This is a genomic window from Thioclava marina, assembly GCF_002020135.1.
GTDB classification, from domain to species: Bacteria; Pseudomonadota; Alphaproteobacteria; order Rhodobacterales; family Rhodobacteraceae; genus Thioclava; species Thioclava marina.
Genome location: NZ_MPZS01000001.1, coordinates 544,286 through 563,216 on the forward strand (window position 1 = coordinate 544,286; position 18,931 = coordinate 563,216).

Genomic DNA, 18,931 nt, shown 5'->3' on the forward strand with positions numbered 1-18,931 from the left:
GGGACTTCGAGACTGGCGGGCCCGGATCGCGCCGGACCCCGCCGGTTTGCGCCGCTCAGATCCGGAGCTGGCCCTCGACCTTCTTGACCACCAGACGGGCCATGCCGAGGTTGGACGCCTTCTTGTTGAGGGCGACGTAGACGAAGACGCCAGGATTGGCGCCAAGCGGGCGGATCAGGTGAATCTGCTCGCCCAGGGTGATCAGGATGTCTTCCACGGTGTCATCAAGACCGAGCGCTTCGAGCGCCGCTTTCTCCGCGCGCACGACTTCGGTATTCACCGCGCCGGCCGCCTCAAGATCGAACTTTCCGGTGCCGTTTTCGCTCGCAAGCATCAGACCGGTCTCGGAATCGACGAGACAAGCGCCGATGAAGCCCGAGATTTTTTTCAGATCGGAGATGTCGGTGGACATTGGGGTAGTACCTGTCAACTAGAACTTTTGTACATTAACGGTTCATCATCACCTGTGTCCGAAATGAGGCGAAAGATTGGCATTCTCTGCCACTTTTGGTTGTGCGTGCTGCCGGTTCATTTGCAACAATATGGAATCCAACCGTTATTTTTTTGGGAATTTCGCGCATTTCGATACGCAAGAGTCGTTGCAAAACGCCAAATCACAATTTTGTCCAGAATCGTAACATGGCATGACCGTTTCACATATTTGATCAATCTCTGACCATTTCCGGGATTTCTCACGACTAACTTTTGCCTGTTCGTCATCAAAGTTTCACTTGGCGATTCGCATTTATTTCGTAAAACCTCGAAATATGAATGACACGATTCCCCATAGGCTCACCACGCTCGGCCACCCGCAGCGTCTCGAACTCTTCCGGCTGCTGATGCGCCGCTACCCGGACCGGTTGCCCGCAGGCGAGATCGGGGCGGCGCTCGGGCTCAAACCCTCGACGCTTTCGGCCTATCTCTCGGCGCTCTCGCAGGCCGGGTTGATCACGCAGACCCGCGCGGGGACCTCGCTTCTTTACGCAATCGCGATGGAGGAAGTGCGCGAGACCTTCGACGTGCTGCTCAACGATTGCTGTCGCGGGCGGCCCGATATCTGCCCCCCCGCTCCCCTGTCCGAAGGAGACATCGCCATGACTGACCGCAAATATAGCGTGCTCTTCATCTGCACCGGCAATTCCGCGCGCTCGATCCTCGCCGAGACGATCCTGCGCGATCTCGCCGGCGATCGCTTCACCGCCTATTCGGCCGGAACCATACCCTATTCCGAGCTCAACCCCTTCGCGCTGCAGGTTCTGCGCGACAAGGAGCACGACATCACGCCGCTGCGCGCGAAGAACATTTCCGAATTTCAGGGCGCGGACGCGCCGCATCTCGATTTCGTCTTCACCGTCTGTGATCTCGCCGCGAACGAGACCTGCCCGCCCTGGCCGGGTCAGCCGATCAGCGGCCATTGGGGGATGCCCGACCCGGTGAAGGCGCAAGGCACCGAGGCCGAGCGTGCGCTGGCCTTCCAGCAGACCTATGGCGCGCTGCGCCGCCGGATCGAGGCTTTCACGGCGCTGCCGCTGACCTCGCTCGACCGTATCTCCCTGCAATCCGCCGTCGATGACATCGGCCGCAACTGAGGACTGACCATGACCACCTATGCACTCAATGGCCTCGGCCGGATGGGGAAACTCGCGCTGAAGCCCCTGCTGGAAAGCGGCGCGAAGATTGCCTGGATCAATGACGCGGTGGGCGATCCGGAGATGCAGGCGCATCTGCTGGAGTTCGACTCTGTGCATGGCCGCTGGGACGCGGAGTTCGCGCATGACGCGGACAGCGTCACCATCGACGGCACCCGCCTGCCCTTCATCGGCACGAGGAAGATCGAAGATCTGCCGCTCGACGGCGTCGATGTCTTGATCGACTGCACCGGGGTTTTCAAATCCGAAGCCAAGCTCGCGCCCTATTTCGCCGCGGGTGTGAAGAAAGTCGTGGTCTCCGCCCCGGTGAAGGACGGGCCGACCGCGAATATCGTCTTTGGCGTGAACAACGACAGCTACGACCCGGCGAGGCACCAGATCGTCACCGCGGCGAGCTGTACCACGAACTGCCTCGCCCCGGTGGTGAAGGTGATCCACGAGAACCTCGGGATCAAACACGGCTCGATCACCACGATCCATGACGTGACCAACACCCAGACCATCGTGGACCGCCCCGCGAAGGATCTGCGCCGGGCGCGCTCGGCCCTGACCTCGCTGATCCCGACCACCACCGGCTCGGCCACCGCGATCACGCTGATCTACCCCGAGCTGAAGGGACGCCTGAACGGCCATGCGGTGCGGGTGCCGCTGCTGAACGCCTCGCTTACCGATTGCGTCTTCGAGGTGGAGCGGGAAACGACGGCCGAAGAGGTCAACACGCTGTTCAAGGCGGCTTCGGAAGGCCCGCTCAAAGGCATCCTCGGCTACGAGACCCGCCCGCTCGTCTCGGCCGATTACACCAACGATATCCGCTCATCGATTGTCGATGCACCCTCGACCATGGTCGTCAACGGCACGCAGGTGAAGATCTACGCCTGGTATGACAACGAGATGGGCTATGCGCACCGGCTGGTGGACGTGGCGCTGATGGTGGGGGCGAGCCTGTGAGCGAGGCCCCTGCCCCGAACACCCCGCACCGGCCCGAGGGGTTCTCCGCCTATATCGCGGTAACGGCGGCCTATTGGGCCTTCATGCTCACCGATGGCGCGCTGCGGATGTTGGTGCTGCTGCATTTCCATACGCTGGGGTTTTCCCCGGTGCAGCTCGCCTACCTGTTCATCCTCTACGAAGTGGCCGGGATGGTGACGAACATCTCGGCGGGCTGGATCGCGGCGCGGTTCGGGCTGGTCTCGACGCTTTATGCGGGGCTCGGGCTGCAGGTCGTGGCGCTCTTGGCGCTGGGGCAGCTGGACCCGAACTGGGCGATCGGCGCCTCGGTGGCTTACGTGATGGTCGTGCAGGGGCTGAGCGGGGTCGCGAAGGACCTTGCGAAGATGTCCTCGAAATCTGCGGTGAAGCTGCTCGCGCCCACTGGCAATGGCGGGCTGTTCCGCTGGGTCGCGGTGCTGACGGGCTCGAAGAACGCGGTGAAGGGCGTGGGCTTCCTGCTGGGCGCGGCCCTTCTCGCGGGCCTCGGCTTCGATTGGGCGGTGATCGCGATGGCGACCGTGCTGGCGCTGATCCTCGCCGCCATCGTCGTCGCCATGCCGCCCGGCCTGCCGCGCGGACGCAAGGGCGCGAAGTTCTCCGAGGTCTTTTCGAAATCGGCCAACGTCAACGGGCTCTCGGCGGCGCGGGTCTTCCTGTTCGGCGCGCGCGACGTGTGGTTCGTCGTGGGCATTCCGATCTATTTCTACGCGGTCTTCTCGGATGGCAGCCCCGAGGGCGACCGCGCCGCCTTTTTCCTGATCGGCACGTTCATGGCGCTCTGGATCATCCTTTACGGCGCGGTGCAGGCCGCCGCCCCGCGTATCCTCAAGGCGCAAGCCCGCACTGAGGGAGACCTGATCCACGCCGCGCGCCACTGGGCCGTGGCGCTGCTGATCGTGCCTGCGACCCTCTCCATCGCCACGCTGATCTCCGAGGCGCCGTCGCTCTGGCTCACGCTGACGCTCGTCGCGGGGCTTTTGATCTTCGGCGCGATCTTCGCGGTGAATTCCTCGCTCCACTCCTATCTCATCCTCGCCTTCACCCGCTCCGAGCGGGTCACGATGGATGTGGGCTTCTACTATATGGCCAATGCGGGCGGGCGATTGCTGGGCACGCTGCTGTCGGGTCTGAGCTACCAGCTGGGCGGGTTGGCCGCGATGATGATCACCGCAACGATCATGGTCGGCCTCAGCGCGCTGATGGCGGGCCGGTTGAGCGCGGAACCTTCACTCACGAGCGCGTGAGTAGCGATGGACATTCCCCGATCTTCGCGTTTTGCTACGCGCGGAGGAGGAACGGCCCGAGGGTCGTTCGCAAGAGGGAGGAGAGCCGGTGCTATCACGCGGCAAGGATTACGCCGCCACCCGCGCGGCGTTTCGCTGGGAGATCCCCGAGCGGTACAATATCGGTGTGGATGTCTGCGACAAATGGGCCGCAGCCGACCCAGACCGCATCGCGCTGATCGAGGTGGAAGAGGACGGCTACGGCGCGGTGCGAGAGACCACATTCGCCGAGCTGCGCGCGGCGTCCAACCGGTTCGCGAACGTGTTGGCGTCGATCGGCGTCGGCGGGAATGGGAAAGACGCGGGCGACCGGGTCGCGATCCTGCTGCCGCAACGGCGCGAGACCGCCATCGCCCATATCGCGGCGTTCAAGGCGGGCTGCGTCTCGCTGCCGCTGTTCACGCTGTTCGGCCCCGAGGCGCTCTTGCACCGGCTGCGCGACAGCGGCGCGCGGGTGCTGGTGACGGATCCGGCCAGCTATGAGATGATTGTGGGCCTGCGCGCGGATCTGCCCGATTTGCAGACCATCTTCGTCACCGATGGCGGCGCGGACGGGGCCGAGGATTTCGACGCGGCGCTTGCCGGTGCCTCGCCCGAGTTCACCCCCGTCGACACAAGCGCCGAGACCCCCGGCGTGCTGATCTACACCTCGGGCACGACGGGCAATCCGAAAGGCGCGCTCCATGCGCATCGGGTGCTTCTGGGCCACCTGCCCGGCGTCGAGATGAGCCATGATTTCCTGCCGCAGGAGGGCGACCGGATCTGGACGCCCGCCGACTGGGCCTGGATCGGGGGGCTGCTCGACGTGCTGCTGCCTGCGCTCCATCATGGCGTGCCGGTCGTGGCCTGCCGCTTTCGCAAGTTCTCGGCACAGGCGGCCGCCGATCTGATCCGGCGACTGAAGGTGCGCAACGCCTTCCTGCCGCCGACCGCTCTGAAGATGATGAAGGCGGATCCCGAGAGCCTGAACTGGGATTTGCAGATGCGTTCGGTCGCATCGGGGGGCGAACCTCTGGGAACGCAGCTTCTCGATTGGGGCCGCAAGGCGCTCGGCGTCACGATCAACGAATTCTACGGCCAGACCGAATGCAACATGGTGGTGTCCTCCGCCTCCAGCCTCGACGCGCCCGAACCCGGCGCAATGGGCTGGCCGGTGCCGGGCCATGAGGTCGCCATCGTGGACAACCTCACCGGCGAGCGCCTGCCCGAAGGTGCGGAAGGCGCGATCGCAGTGCGCGCGCCCGACCCGGTGATGTTTCTGGGCTATTGGAACCTGCCCGAGGCGACCGAGACCAAATTCGTCACCGGCCCCGAAGGGCGCTGGCTGCTGACCGGCGACCGGGGGGTAAGCGGCTCGGGCGGCAGGCTGCGCTTCAAGGGGCGCGACGACGATATCATCTCGACGGGAGGCTACCGCGTCGGCCCGGCGGAAATCGAGGACTGCCTGATCTCGCACCCGGCGGTGCAGATGGCGGGCGTCGTGGGCCAACCCGATCCGTTGCGCGGCGAGATCGTCGCGGCCTTCGTCACGCTCTGCCCGGGTCATTCCGAGAGCGAGGCCTTGCGCGAGGACCTCGCCCAGCACGTCCGCGCGCGGCTCGCGAAATACGAATACCCCCGCGCGATCTACGTGATCGACGACATGCCCGTGACCACCACCGGCAAGATCATCCGCAACGCGCTGCGCGCCCGCCTGCCCGAGGAGACCACCCAATGAGCCCCGTCCTGTTCGAGACCCGCGGCAAGGTCGCGATCATCACCCTCAACCGCCCCGAACGGCGCAATGCGATCAATGCCGAAGCGGGCCACGCGCTGGCCGAGGCAATCGCCCGGCTGGAAAGCGACGACGCGCTGCAGATCGGCATCCTACGTGGCGAAGGCGCGGTCTTCTGCGCCGGGATGGACCTCGCGGCCTTCTCCGAGGGCAAGGTCGAGGAACTGCTGTTCTCCGAAGGCGGCTTCGGCGGACTGACGGAATCGCATCGGAGCAAACCGATGATCGCCGCCTGCCATGGGGCTGCGCTCGCGGGTGGGTTCGAGCTGGCCTTGGGCTGCGACATGATCGTGGCCGAGGATGGCTGCCGCTTCGGTGTGCCCGAAGTGTTGCGCGGTCTGGTGGCGGGGGCTGGCGGCGCGTTGCGGCTCGCATCGCTGATCCCACCCGCGCGCGCCCGCGAGATCCTGCTGACGGGGCGGCTGTTCGACACCGCCGAAGCCTGGGAGCTGGGGCTGATCGCACGCCGCGCCGAGGCCGGTCAGGCCACCGAGGCAGCACTGGAACTTGCCGAGGAGATCGCGAAGAACGCCCCGCTGGCCGTGCGCGAAACCCTGCGCCTGTCGCGCGAAATCGAGCGCCGCGCAGTCGATCCGCTCTGGGCGGAGAACGCACGCACCCTCAAGGCGATCATGGAGAGCGCAGATGCCGCCGAGGGCGCGAAGGCGTTTTTGGAAAAACGCGCGCCGAAATGGTCGGGCAGATAGCGCTGGGAGAGAGGTAACGCGCGGGGCTGAAAGCGCCCCGCGCCAGTTTTCGAACAAGGGGCCGAGGCCCCTGCCCTCACGCTTTTTGGAACAGGGCCTTGCGACGGGCCACGCGCTCGCGGATCTTGTCGACATCGGCCACCGGCGTCGCGGCCAGCAGCGTCTTGGTATACTCGTGCTGCGGATTGGCGAAGATCTCGTCGCGCGAGGCGTATTCAACCACCTCGCCCGCATTCATCACCATCACCTCATCGGCGAAATAGCGCACCACCGAGAGGTCGTGCGAGATGAAGACATAGGTGAGATCGAACTCGTCCTGAAGATCCTTGAGCAGGTTGAGCACCTGCGCCTGCACCGACAGGTCAAGCGCCGAGACGGGCTCGTCGAGCACAAGGATCTGCGGGTTCAGCATCAGTGCCCGCGCGATCGCAATGCGCTGGCGCTGACCGCCCGAGAACATATGCGGGTAGCGGTTGAAGTGCTGGCGCTCAAGCCCGACTTTGACCAGCATCTCCTCGGCGCGCCGACGCCGTTCGGCGGCGGGCACGTCGGTGTTGATGATCAGCGGCTCGGTCAGAACATCACCCACCTTCTGGCGCGGGTTGAGCGAGCTGTAAGGGTTCTGGAACACGATCTGCACCTTGGCGCGCAGATCGGAGGTGACCTTGCGCGTGGCGATGTCGATCTTCTCGCCCTCGATGATCAGATCGCCCGAATTGGCCGGGTCGATCAGCGTCAGGATGCGCGCCAGCGTGGACTTGCCGCAACCGGATTCGCCCACGATCGCCAGCGTCTTGCCCTGCTCGAGCGAGAACGAGATGCCATGCAAGGCGCGCACGGTCTTCGCGCCGCGCATGAAGCCCGCCGAGACGATGTAGTCGCGCGTGATGTCGCGCCCTTCGAGGATCACGCTCATTGCACGCCCTCCCATCCGTCGGCGACGGTCAGCAGGCGGTCCCCGGTCGCGTTTTCCGGCAACGCCGCGAGAAGCGCGCGCGTATAGGGGTGTTGCGGGGCCTCGAAGAGCGAAAGAACATCCGCCTCTTCCATCTTGCGGCCCTTGAACTGCACCGAAACGCGGTCGGCGGTCTCGGCCACCACGCCCATGTCATGGGTGATCATGATCAGCCCCATCCCGTATTCCTCCTGCAACCCCATCAGCAGGTCGAGGATCTGTTTCTGGATTGTCACGTCGAGCGCGGTCGTCGGTTCGTCCGCGATCAACAGGCGCGGCTTGCAGGCGATCGCCATCGCGATCATCACGCGCTGGCATTGCCCGCCCGAGAGCTGGTGCGGGTAGCTTTTGAGCCGCCGCTCCGGGTCGGGAATGCCCACCGCCTCGAACAGCTCCAGCGCCCGCGCCTTCGCGGCGCGCCCCTTCAGCCCCAGATGGCGATGCAGGACTTCCTCGATCTGGTAGCCGCAGGTGAAGGAGGGGTTGAGCGAGGAGATCGGCTCCTGGAAGATCATCGAGATTTCCTTGCCGATGATCTTGCGGCGTTCGCGGTCGGACATCGCCTTCATGTCGCGCCCGGCATAGGTGATCTCGTCGGCGGTGATCTTTGCGGTGGGCGGCAAGAGCCCCATCACCGCGAGCATCGAGACCGATTTGCCCGAGCCGCTCTCGCCCACGATGGCGAGAACCTCGCGTTCGGACACCTCCACGTCGATCGAATCCACCGCGCGGAACGGGCCCTGGGCAGTGTCGAATTCGACGGTCAGATTGCGGATTTTCAGCAAGCTCATGGCATCAGCTCCGCTTGAGTTTCGGATCGAGCGCGTCACGCAGACCATCGCCCATCAGGTTGATCGCGAGCACGGTGATCAGGATCGCGAGGCCGGGGAAGGTCACGACCCACCAGGCGCGCAGGATGAACTCGCGCGCTTCCGACAGCATCGTGCCCCATTCCGGGGTCGGGGGCTGGGCACCAAGGCCGAGGAAGCCAAGCGCCGCCACGTCGAGGATCGCGTTCGAGAAGGACAGCGTGCCTTGCACGATCAGCGGGGCGAGGCAATTCGGCAGTACGGTGCGGAACATCAGGCGCATATTGCCCGCGCCCGCGACGCGCGCGGCCATCACGTAATCCTTGTTGCGCTCGGACAGCACCGCGCCGCGCGTCAGGCGCGCGAAATGGGGCTGATAGACGATCGCGATGGCGATCATCGCGTTGATGAGCCCCGGCCCGAGGATCGCCACGAAGACAAGCGCCAGCAGCAGCGACGGGAAGGCGAGGATCACATCCATCACCCGCATGATGACGGTATCGACCCAGCCGCCGAACCAGCCCGCGAGCAGGCCGAGGACCACGCCCACCGAGAGCGCGAGCAGCACGACCACCACGCCCACGAAGAGCGAGTAACGCGCGCCGAAAAGAAGCCGCGAGAGCATATCGCGCCCGACCGCGTCGGTGCCCAGCCAGAAATGGCCATGCGCGCTGTCGGTCATCGGCGGCGCGAGCAGGACGTCGCGATACTGCACATCGGGCGAGAACGACGACAGCAGCGGCGCGAATGTCGCCGCCAGCACCACCAGGATGAACACCGTCAGGCCCACGACAGCGCCGCGGTTTTCCTTGAAATAGAACCAGAACTCGGCGAGTTGCTCGCGGCGCGTCCCGGCGGGAATGTTGGTTTCGGTCACTTCGGACATGTCACTCACCTATGCCGGATACGCGGGTTGATGAGACCGTAGAGCAGATCCACGATCAGGTTCACGACCATCACGATCGCAGCGATCATCAGCAGGCCGCCCTGCACGGAAGGGTAATCGCGGCGCGAGATCGAATCGACCATCCACTTGCCGATCCCCGGCCAGCTGAAGATCGTCTCGGTCAGGATCGCGCCCGCCATCAGCATGCCGACCTGAAGGCCGATCGTGGTGATCACGGGGATCATGGCGTTGCGCAGCGCATGGATCCCGATCACCCGGCGCGGCGGCATCCCCTTGGCGCGGGCGGTGCGGACGTAATCCTCGCCCAGAACCTCGAGCATGGCCGAGCGCGTCTGGCGCGCGATCACCGCGAGCGGAATGGTGGCCAGCACGACCGAGGGCAGGATGAGGTGACTCAGCGCCGAGGTCAGTGCGCCCTTCTGCCCCGACATCAGCGCATCCCAGATCATGAAGCCGGAACCGTTGGGGAAGTAATACATCAGCGAGATCCGGCCCGAGACCGGCGTCCATTTCAGGATGCCCGAGAACAGGATGATCAGCAAAAGGCCCCACCAGAAGATCGGCATCGAGTAGCCCACCAGCGCCGTCGTCATCGTCGCCTGGTCGAACCAGGAACCGCGCTTGATCGCGGCCATCACGCCCACCGGCACGCCGATCGCCACCGCCAGGACCATTGCGCAGAGCCCAAGCTCCACCGTGGCCGGGAACAGCGCGAGGAACTCGTTGAGCACCGGCTTGTGGGTCACCAGAGAATCCCCGAGGTTCCCATGCAGAACCTTCCAGAGGAAATCGAAATATTGCTCCCAGATCGGCCGGTCGAAGCCCAGCTGATGGGTCAGTTCGGCATGGCGCTCGGGGGTCAGCCCGCGTTCGCCCGCCATCAGCAGCACCGGGTCGCCGGGAAGCACCCGGACGAAGCCGAACGCGACGATGGTAATCCCGACCAGCGTCGGAATGAGCCAGAGGATCTTGCCCAGGATAAATCTGATCATGTCAGCCCGCCTTAAAAGCCGGGGCGCCCGGTTGCCCGGACGCCCCAATTGCGTTTGGGAGTATCCGATTACTCGGAGATGTCCACCCCGTAGAAGTCATGCCCGCCCAGCGGGCTCATCACGTAACCGGTCACCTTGTTCGACATCGGCATGAAGACCGTCGAATGGGCGATGGTGTCCCAGGGAGCCTGTTCCTTGAACACGACCTGCGCCTGCTCGTAGAGCTTGGTGCGCTCGGCCATGTCGCTGGTCTGGCGGGCCTTGGTGATCAGATCGTCGAAATCCTTGTCGCACCAGAAGGCGCGGTTCGCACCGCTTTCGGCCGCCGAGCAGCCCAGCAGAACGGCAAGGAAGTTGTCCGGGTCGCCGTTGTCGCCGGTCCAGCCCAGAATCACCGCGCCGTCACGGTTGGGATCTTTCGACTTCGAGAGATACTCGCCCCACTCATAGGAGACGATATTCGCCTTCACGCCCACCTTCGCGAGGTCGGCCTGCATCAGCTCGGCGGTGCGGCGTGCGTTGGGCATGTAGGGCCGCTGCACGGGCATCGCCCAGATGTTCATCTCGAGATCCTTGACGCCCGCTTCGTCGAGCATCTTCTTGGCCGCTTCCGGATCATAGGGATCGTCCTGGATCGCGTCGTTATAGGACCACATGGTCGGCGGGATCGGGTTCTTGGCAACCTGGCCCGCACCCTGGAACACCGCGTCGATGATCGCCTGCTTGTTGATCGACATGTTGAGCGCCTTGCGAACCTTGGGATCGTCGAAGGGCTTCTGGGTGGTGTTGTAGGCGAAATAGGCGACGTTGAGGCCGGGCTGCTCGCCCACGGTGATGTTCGGGTCCGATTTCAGCGCCTCGAGATCGGCCGGGGCCGGATAGGGCATGATCTGGCATTCGCCCGCTTGCAGTTTCTGCATGCGGACCGCCGGATCGGGAGTGATCGCGAAGATCAGGTCGTCGATCGGGGCCTTGCCCTTGAAGTAATCCGGGTTTGCCTTGTAACGGATCACCGCGTCTTTCTGATAGGCGACGAATTCGAACGGGCCGGTGCCGACGGGCACGTTGTTGATATCGGCCTTGCGATCTTCGGCCGCGAGCTTGTCGGCATATTCCTTCGAGATGATCGAAGCGAAATCCATCGCCATATCCGCGAGGAACGGAGCGTTCGGCTCGGAGAGGGTGAATTTCACCGTGTAGTCGTCGACCTTTTCGATCGATTTGATGATCGTCGGCATATCCATGCCGGCATAGTATTCATAGGACACGCCCGGCGCGTATTCGTAATAGGGATTATCCTTGTTGCCCTGACGGTCGAACGAGAAGATCACGTCATCGGCATTGAAATCGCGCGTCGGCGAGAAACCGTCGACCGAATGGAACTTCACGCCCTGACGCAGGTGGAACGTGTAGGTCAGACCGTCCTCGGAGACATCCCAGCTCTCGGCGAGGCCCGGCTCGATCTCGGTCGTGCCCGGCTTGAATTCCACGAGCTGGTCATAAACCGGATGCGAGGACGCGTCGAAGGTCGTGCCGGACGTGTAGGGCGCCGGATCGAACCCCTCGGGGGAGGCTTCCGAGCAATAGACGAGCGTCTTGGCACCGGCGCCGCCCGCAGTCATCAGAACCGCAGCAGCCCCCGCCAGAAGCATCGAGCGAATGGTCATGGTTTTTCCTTCCTGTTGGTTGGGTCTCCGATTGTGCCGCCCGGCCCTCTGGGCGCGCAATCGCGCCCTTGGCGGGACAGGGTTCGGACACAAACTGGTGAGGGAGTAAAAACGCAATTGATCGGATGGTCAATGAATGCCGCGACGTCGCGGGTCACGAAGCCGGGAGAGCCCTTGAAAAGCTGGCGCCTTCGACCGAGACGCCGCGCGCAGCGTCGGGCGGCGCGGCGATTCGACGAAACGGACGGGGCCATTTTTCGGGCCGTTGACACGAGTCTCTGTCTCGCGAGAGCGATCCGCGTTCGTCGGGCCGCTCGCAACACTTGCGCCTTCGCAGGGGGAATTCGTCCACTGGACAGACGCGGCGTAGCGCCTCACTCCAGCGGAATCACATCCACCGCCTGCGCGCTCTCCTGCCCCCCGGCCCCGCGCATCGCGCCGCGCAGGGGCGGCACATCGTCATAATCGCGGCCATAGCCGACGGTGATGTAATCGTCGCCCGCGAACTGGTCATTCGTCGGGTCGAACTCGACCCAGCCGGTCTCGGCCCCCGCCCAGGCACGCACCCAGGCATGCATTGCATCCGCCCCTTCGAGCCGCGGCTGGCCCGGCGGCGGGTAGGTGCGCAGAAAGCCCGAGACATAGGCCGCCGGGATCCCCACCCCGCGCAGGCAGGAGATCATGATATGGCTGAAATCCTGACAGACACCGTGGCGGTTCGCGAAGGCCTCGGCCGCAGGGGTATCCACATCGGTCGCCTCGGCGTCGAACTTCATCTCGCGATGCAATGCGCGCCCCACCGCCTCGATCGCGGCGCGTGCGGTCATGCCCGGCTGCAACAGGGCTTGCGCGAAGGCGGTCATTTCGCGCGTCGGCCCCGCCCGGCGCGACGCGGCGAGGTAGTGATGCGGCGCATCGGGCCCGAGGCTGCGCACCTGCGCGATCTCGGCCGGCAATTCGCTGAGTGGCGAGGACAGGTCCAGCCCCGGTTCCGCGGCGGCACGATCGACCTGCGCCACCAGCTCGACCCCGATCTCGGCCAGCGGCTCGTGCCAGACCACCGAGGTCGTCGCATTGCCGAAGAAATCCACCTGGTCGCGGCGCTCGCTCGGGGGCGGATCGAAACTCAGCAGGCGCGAACTCACCCGCTGCACGCCAAGGATGTCCGAGGGCAGCACGCGCAGCAGGTTGCGCGCATGATCGGTGGGCGCGTCGTAGCTATAAGTCAGCTTCAGCTTAACCTCGTAACGCATCGGATTACCTCAGATAATGCTGCGAGATGAGATCGGAGAGCGCATAGAGATCGGACCGGATCTCGCGCAACAGCTCGGGCGTGACCGCCTCGGGATCGATCACCGCGAGCTTCGTGCGCAGCGGCAGAAGCGCGCGCAGGATCTCACCGGGACGCCCCGCGATCTCGGCGCGCGGCAGCGCCGCGAGCAGATGCTTGAGACTGTTGAGCAGGAACAGGACCGCGCGCGGGTTGTCGGCGTCGAGCACAAGCAGATCAAGCACCGTGTCGCGATTGGTCTGCACCCGGTAGCGGCGCTGGTGCGTGATCACGCTGTCGGCCACCTCGACCGCGATATCGAGAGAGCCCTCGGGCGCCGCCTCGTCCGCGAACTGGATCAAGAGCGCGGCCAGCGCATCGGCACGTTCCAGCGCGCGACCGACCGACAGGAACCGCCATCCCTCGAAACGATACATGTTCTCGTGCACCAGACCCGAAAAGCCTGTGATCTTGCGCAACAAAACCCCCATCGCGCGCGCCGTGTCGTCGCCCGGACGCGCCGTCGCGGTCATCTGATGAGCGGTCCTGGCCAGATCCTTCAGCGCGAGCCAGCCATCCGTCGAGAACCGGTCGCGCACCTTCGAGGCGCAGGACTGCGCTGCGTCGAGCCGTGCGAGCAGCGCATCGGGAACGGGCTGGTCGATATCGACGCCGTTCGCCTCGAGAAAGGCGGCCAGCCGTTCGAGACGGGCATCCTCGGGACTACCGGTCGCGGCAAGGCGCAGGTGATAGGCGCGGATCAGCCGGATCGCGTCTTCGCAGCGCTCGACATAGCGGCCAAGCCAATAGAGGTTGTCGGCCGCGCGCGCGGGCAAGGTGCCGGGCACGGTGCGTTGGAAACCGCCATCCGGGCGCGGCGCGAGGCTTGCGGGCGGCACCGGCTTGTCGGACACGATCCAGACATCGGCGACCGCCCCGCCGCGCTGCATCGCAAGCGCGGTCGCGTCGCCCTCCTGCCCGATGCGCGCATACCCACCCTTCATGAAGCGCCAGCCCTGAGCGGTACGTGCCGCGAAAACCCGCACCGTCATCGGACAGGGCCGCACCGAGCCGCCGCCCTTGCCATCCGCGCGCCAGGCGGGCGTGGTCGAAAGCGTCACCGCCTCCTGCCCCACCAGCTTGCTGCCCTCCGCCTCAAGCCAATCCGCGATCGAGGCCTGCGCGCCCGAGCGGAACTGTCCGCCCAGCGCAGTGGCCGCGTCGATATCGAAGGGCAGGTTCACCGCCATCGCGGGGCCGATCATCATCTGCTCGGCATTGGCACGCACATGGGCACGCTCGGCCGCGCCGCCGCACCACCATGTCGCGATGTTGGGCATCACGAGCGGCGCGCCGGTCAGCACCTGCGAGATCTGCGGCAAGAAGGCCATCAGCGCGCGCGTCTCCAGCACGCCCGCGCCCAGCGCGTTGACCATCGCGAGATTGCCCAGCCGCACAGCCTCCATCAGCCCCGGCGTGCCGATCTGGCTTGCCGGGTCGAGCTCCAGCGGATCGACGAAGCCCGCATCCATCCGCCGCCAGAGCGCGCCCAGAGGCTGCGGCCCCTCGATCGTGCGCACCATCGCCTCGCCGTTCTGCACCAGCAGATCCTCGCCCTCCAGCAGCGAAAGGCCCAGATAGCGCGCGATATAGGTGTGCTCGTAATAGCTGTCATTCGCAGGTCCGGGCGTCAGAATCGCCACTCGGCGCGGACCTTCCTCGCCGCGCCCGGCCAGGGACTCCAGCGCGCCACGGAACTCGTTGAAGAACACCGCGAGCTTGTGGATGTGATCGCGCGGAAAGCTCTCGGGAAAGATCCGCCCCGTCGCCATCCGGTTTTCCAGCGCGAACCCCGCCCCCGAGGGCGCTTGCGTGCGATCCCCCAGCACGAACCACGACCCGTCGGGCGAGCGCCCGATCTCGAAGGCGAGAAGGTGCAGGTAATGCCCGCCGCGGGGCGCCACCCCCACCATCGGGCGCAGCCAGTGGCGGTTGCCCGCGATCAGCTCGGGCGGCAGATGCCCCTCCGAGACGAGCCGCGCCGGCCCGTAGAGATCGGCCATCACCGCCTCGAGCAGGTCCGCGCGCTGGCTCAACCCGTCGCAGATCCCCGCCCATTCGCTTTCGTGCAGCACGACCGGGATATGGCTGAGCGGCCATTCGCGCTCTGCCAGAACGTCATTGGTATACTGGCGGTAATAGACGCCCGCGTCGCGCAGGTACTGGTCGCCGCGCTCGAAACGTTGCGGGATCTCGGCCGGATCGAGGGCAAGGAATTTCTCGACGAAGGGCCGCCAGACCGGGCGCATCACCCCGTTGCCGTCGAACAGCTCGTCGGCCACACCCGGCGAGGGCGTGTAGCCCGCCAGAAGCGGGTGCTGTTCGAGAGGGCTCGCAGCGTTGGGGGTCGCGGGGCTTTGCATCGGATCTCCGGCGATCAGGCTCGGCTCAACTCAGCCCTATGGGACGGCGCAGGTCAAGCGTGAGCGGAAACTCGGGGTGGGTGCGCTCTGGTTCGGGGCGATAGGCGCCGGGGGTGTAGCCATGCCCCTCGAACCGCGCCAGACGCCGTGCCTCGGCCTCGTTTCCATTGACCGGGAAGGTGTCGTAATTGCGCCCGCCCGGATGGGCCACGTGATAGACGCAGCCCGCGATCGCCCTGCCCGTCCAGTCGTCATAGATGTCGAAGGTGAGCGGCGCGTTGACCGGCAGCGTGGGGTGCAGCGCTTCGGCGGGTTGCCACGCCTTGAAGCGCACGCCCGCGACCGAGACCCCGCTTTCCTGCGTCCGCGCCAGCGGCACGGGGCGGCGGTTGCACATCACCTTGTAACGATCCTGATGCAGCGTAGTCATCTTCACCTGCAAACGCTCGACTGAGCTGTCGGTATAGCGCACCGTGCCGCCGATCGCGCCGGTCTCGCCCAGAACGTGCCACGGCTCGAGCGCCTGACGGATCTCGAGATGCACCCCCTCGGCCTCGATCTGGCCGCAGAAGGGGAAACGGAACTCGGATTGCGCCTCGAACCATTGCGGATCGAGGTCGAATCCGTGGCGGCGCAGGTCCGCCAGAAGATCGGTGAAATCTTCCCACAGGTAATGCGGCAGCATGAAACGGTCATGCAGCACCGTGCCCCAGCGCACCGGGCGCCCCTCGACGGGGCTGTTCCAGCAGCGCGCGATGATGGCGCGCAGCAGCAGTTGCTGGGCCAGCGACATGCGCGGATCGGGCGGCATCTCGAAGCCACGGAACTCGACAAGGCCAAGCCGGCCGGTCGGGCCGTCGGGCGAATACATCTTGTCGATGCAGATCTCGGCGCGGTGGGTGTTGCCGGTCACGTCCGTCAGCATGTTGCGCAGCAGGCGATCGACCAACCACGGCGGCGGGACGTTGCCCGCGTCGGGCGGGTGGATCTGGCTCAGTGCGATTTCCAGCTCATAGAGCGTGTCGTGCCGTGCCTCGTCGATGCGCGGCGCTTGGCTTGTCGGGCCGATGAAGAGGCCCGAGAAGAGGTAGCTCAGCGAGGGGTGGCGCTGCCAGATCAGGATCAGCGATTTCAGCAGATCAGGGCGACGCAGGAAGGGGCTGTCGAGCAGCGTCTCGCCGCCCACCACGACATGGTTGCCGCCGCCAGTGCCGGTATGGCGCCCGTCGATCATGAACTTGTCGGCGCCCAGCCGCGACTGGCGGGCCTCTTCATAGATCGCCTCGGTCGTGGCCACGCAATCCTCCCAGCTATGGGCCGGGTGGATGTTCACTTCGATCACGCCCGGATCGGGGGCGACCCGGATCACGTTGAGGCGCGGGTCATGTGGCGGCGCGTAGCCCTCGATATGGATCGGCAGGCCGAGCGCCTTGGCGCTTTCCTCCGCCGCCGCGATCAGTTCGAGGTAGTCCTCCAGCGCCTCGGTCGGCGGCATGAAGATGCACAGACGCCCGTCGCGCGGCTCGATCGAGAGCGCGGTGCGCACGACGCCCCCCACCGTATCGAGCTCCTGCTCGACGATCTCTTGGCCCGGCTCGGCCGATTGCGCCTCGGAGACGGGCTGCGTGTGTTCCTTCGTCGGCTTTTCGATCAACCCCTCGTCTTCGAGCGCTTTGATCAGTTCGTGGAAGTCGGGCAACTCCTTCACCGGCAGCGAGGTGTCGGTCACGTAGTGATAGGGATATTGCGCGGGCGGCACGTAAGGCAGCGCGCCCAGCGGCAGGCGGAAGCCCGCGGGGCTGTCGCCGGGAATCAGGAACAGCTTGCCGCGCCGGGTCTTCCATTTCTCCGAGCGCCAGCGATGGCCGGGCTGCGCCTTGGACTGCCAGCGCTGGATCGGCAGAACGTAGCCTGTTGGCCGATCGAGCCCGCGCGAGAAGACACGGGCGAAGCGCGCGCGATCCTCGGGATTCTTCAGCTTGCTGTCCTCGGGGGTCACGTTGGGCGGCAGGTTGCCCTCTTTCATCATCCATTCGGCCGGATCCTCGAAAACGGGCTGCGCATAGCCCGAACCGAGCCCAAGATGATGTGCGATCCCTTCGGCGAGCTTGCCAGCCTCTTCCGGCCCTGCCCCGGTCTTCGCGCCCTCCTTGGCGATCAGCGCCTCGTCGCGCCAGATCGGTTTGCCGTCGCGCCGCCAGTAAAGCGAGAAGGTCCAGCGCGGCAGGCTCTCGCCCGGATACCACTTGCCCTGCCCGTAATGCAGGAAGCCCCCCGGCGCGAAACGGTCGCGCAGACGCCGGATCAGCTCATCGGCGAGCGCACGCTTTTGCGGGCCGACGGCGGCGGTGTTCCACTCGTCGCTTTCGAAATCGTCGATCGAGACAAAGGTCGGCTCGCCTCCCATCGTCAGGCGCACATCGCCCGCCTTCAGGCTTTCATCGACCTTGCGCCCCAGCGCGTTGAGCCGCTGCCACGCCTCGTCGGAGAACGGCTTGGTGATGCGCGGATGTTCAGCCACGCGGTTCACCGTCATGTCGAAAGCGAAATTCACCTCCGGGCTGCCGACCGAGGAAAAGCCCCCCGAAATCGGCGCGGCATTGCGGAAATGGGGCGTGGCGGCGAGCGGGATATGGCTCTCGCCGGTCAGCAGCCCCGAGGTCGGATCAAGCCCGATCCAGCCCGCGCCCGGAATGAAGACCTCGCACCAGGCATGCAGGTCGGTGAAGTCGTGATCGGTGCCCGACGGCCCATCCAACGCCTCGAGATCGGGTTTCAGCTGGATCAGGTAGCCCGAGACGAAGCGCGCCGCGAAGCCGAGATGGCGCAGCACCTGCACCAGCAGCCACGAGCTGTCCCGGCAGGAACCCGACTTCTTGCCCAACGTCTCCTCGGGCGTCTGCACGCCGGGATCCATGCGGATCGTGTAATCGACGACGTTGGAGATCTTCGCATTGAGCGAGACGAGGAAATCCACTGTGCCCTTGATCGTGTAATCCAGCTCGCCGATGAACTGGGCGAGCAGCGGACCTTCGGGCTCGGGGGTGCGGTAGATCGAGAGATCCTCGCGCAGTTCCTCGGGGTAATCGAAGGGCCATTCCTCGGCATATTCCTCGGTGAAGAAATCGAACGGGTTGTAGACGGTCATATCCGCCGTCAGATCGACCTCGATCTTCAGTTCGGTCACCGGCTCGGGAAAGACGAAGCGCGCCAGCCAGTTGCCGTAAGGGTCTTGCTGGTGGTTCACGAAATGCCCGCCGGGGCTGACCTTGAGCGAATGCGAGATCACCCTTGTGCGCGAATGCGGCGCAGGGCGTAGCCGGATGATCTGCGGGCCCAGCGTCACCGGCCGGTCATATTTGTAATGGGTCAGGTGATAGATGCTGGCATGAATTGCCATCCGCTCGGCTCCCGCGTCTGCTCCGTACCGGGCCAGATTACGCCGCCCTTCGGCGGGCGAAACCCGCAATCCGTCAAATGCAGGTCAGTTTCGCCACTCATCTGC

General features: G+C 65.3%; 14 protein-coding genes. 5 read left to right on the forward strand and 9 right to left on the reverse strand.

Annotated elements, in window-relative coordinates:
• Nucleotides 1–55: 55 nt before the first annotated feature.
• Nucleotides 56–412 (reverse strand): roadblock/LC7 domain-containing protein, encoded by a 357-nt coding sequence (locus BMG00_RS02580; protein ID WP_078528305.1) that lies wholly within the window; start codon nt 410–412, stop codon nt 56–58.
• A 355-nt stretch (nt 413–767) separates the two neighbouring features.
• Here BMG00_RS02580 and BMG00_RS02585 point away from each other — a divergent pair, with 355 nt between their 5' ends.
• The 5 genes from BMG00_RS02585 (at nt 768) to BMG00_RS02605 (ending at nt 6,403) form a co-directional block, all read left to right on the forward strand.
• On the forward strand, nt 768–1,589 hold the full coding sequence (locus BMG00_RS02585) for an arsenate reductase/protein-tyrosine-phosphatase family protein (protein WP_078573300.1): 822 nt from the start codon (nt 768–770) through the stop codon (nt 1,587–1,589).
• A gap of 9 nt (nt 1,590–1,598) precedes the next feature.
• The gene (locus BMG00_RS02590) at nt 1,599–2,597 is read left to right on the forward strand and encodes an ArsJ-associated glyceraldehyde-3-phosphate dehydrogenase (RefSeq protein WP_078573301.1); all 999 of its coding nucleotides are present in this window, start codon (nt 1,599–1,601) and stop codon (nt 2,595–2,597) included.
• The gene (gene arsJ / locus BMG00_RS02595; RefSeq protein WP_078573302.1) at nt 2,594–3,883 is read left to right on the forward strand and encodes an organoarsenical effux MFS transporter ArsJ; all 1,290 of its coding nucleotides are present in this window, start codon (nt 2,594–2,596) and stop codon (nt 3,881–3,883) included. The genes BMG00_RS02590 and arsJ overlap by 4 nt, the downstream gene beginning before the upstream one ends.
• Nucleotides 3,884–3,971: 88 nt before the next feature.
• Entirely contained in the window at nt 3,972–5,639 is a 1,668-nt protein-coding gene (locus BMG00_RS02600) for an AMP-binding protein (protein ID WP_078573303.1), read from the forward strand.
• Entirely contained in the window at nt 5,636–6,403 is a 768-nt protein-coding gene (locus BMG00_RS02605) for a crotonase/enoyl-CoA hydratase family protein (protein WP_078573304.1), read from the forward strand. Before BMG00_RS02600 ends, BMG00_RS02605 begins: the two co-directional genes overlap by 4 nt.
• A 76-nt stretch (nt 6,404–6,479) precedes the next feature.
• Here BMG00_RS02605 and BMG00_RS02610 read toward each other — a convergent pair whose 3' ends face one another.
• The 8 genes from BMG00_RS02610 to BMG00_RS02645 all read right to left on the reverse strand — a co-directional run bounded on the left by BMG00_RS02610 (nt 6,480) and on the right by BMG00_RS02645 (nt 18,826).
• Complete coding sequence (locus BMG00_RS02610; RefSeq protein WP_078528322.1) at nt 6,480–7,319, reverse strand: dipeptide ABC transporter ATP-binding protein; 840 nt, start codon at nt 7,317–7,319, stop codon at nt 6,480–6,482.
• The gene (locus tag BMG00_RS02615) at nt 7,316–8,149 is read right to left on the reverse strand and encodes an ABC transporter ATP-binding protein (protein WP_078528324.1); all 834 of its coding nucleotides are present in this window, start codon (nt 8,147–8,149) and stop codon (nt 7,316–7,318) included. Before BMG00_RS02615 ends, BMG00_RS02610 begins: the two co-directional genes overlap by 4 nt.
• Before the next feature lie 4 nt (nt 8,150–8,153).
• The gene (locus BMG00_RS02620) at nt 8,154–9,053 is read right to left on the reverse strand and encodes an ABC transporter permease subunit (RefSeq protein WP_078528327.1); all 900 of its coding nucleotides are present in this window, start codon (nt 9,051–9,053) and stop codon (nt 8,154–8,156) included.
• A gap of 5 nt (nt 9,054–9,058) precedes the next feature.
• Nucleotides 9,059–10,066 (reverse strand): ABC transporter permease subunit, encoded by a 1,008-nt coding sequence (locus BMG00_RS02625; protein WP_078528330.1) that lies wholly within the window; start codon nt 10,064–10,066, stop codon nt 9,059–9,061.
• A 68-nt stretch (nt 10,067–10,134) separates the two neighbouring features.
• A complete protein-coding gene (locus tag BMG00_RS02630) occupies nt 10,135–11,733 on the reverse strand; it encodes an ABC transporter substrate-binding protein (RefSeq protein WP_078573305.1) in 1,599 nt (532 codons plus the stop codon).
• 374 nt (nt 11,734–12,107) lie between these two features.
• Nucleotides 12,108–12,986 (reverse strand): transglutaminase family protein, encoded by an 879-nt coding sequence (locus BMG00_RS02635; RefSeq protein WP_078528337.1) that lies wholly within the window; start codon nt 12,984–12,986, stop codon nt 12,108–12,110.
• Between the two features lie 4 nt (nt 12,987–12,990).
• Nucleotides 12,991–15,426, reverse strand: coding sequence for a circularly permuted type 2 ATP-grasp protein (locus tag BMG00_RS02640; protein WP_078573306.1), 2,436 nt, complete (start codon nt 15,424–15,426; stop codon nt 12,991–12,993).
• 25 nt (nt 15,427–15,451) lie between these two features.
• Entirely contained in the window at nt 15,452–18,826 is a 3,375-nt protein-coding gene (locus BMG00_RS02645) for a transglutaminase family protein (RefSeq protein ID WP_078573307.1), read from the reverse strand.
• Nucleotides 18,827–18,931: the final 105 nt, after the last annotated feature.